Consider the following 285-nt stretch of genomic DNA (forward strand, 5'->3'; position numbering starts at 1 on the left):
GCTAATTTGGTTGATGTCCACGTCACTGTATATGGACCAGAACCTTGAGTATAATTAAATACTCTCAGCTGTCCATACGGTTCATTTAATCTTGTTATAAGGCCCCATGTTGAAGTAGTCTTTTTATAAATCCATAACGACCATCCGCCTGAAGATCTTAGGAAATCCAATCCAGGATCTGAGTTATTTGCAGAGATAAAACTAAACTGGACATCTGTTGTCTCAAAACCTCTGCCACCAAGTTTAAATGTTGTTGGCTGATTTGCATACGAACCTGTGATCTTT

General features: G+C 38.6%; 1 protein-coding gene. It reads right to left on the reverse strand.

Annotation, left to right across the window (positions count from 1 at the left end; all coding sequences use genetic code 11):
* Positions 1-285 (reverse strand): hypothetical protein (locus DXD92_RS18805; protein ID WP_207665706.1); only part of this gene is annotated, 285 nt, incomplete at both ends.

The organism is Blautia sp. TM10-2 (genome assembly GCF_003480845.1).
In the GTDB taxonomy this organism is placed as follows: domain Bacteria; phylum Bacillota; class Clostridia; order Lachnospirales; family Lachnospiraceae; genus Fusicatenibacter; species Fusicatenibacter saccharivorans.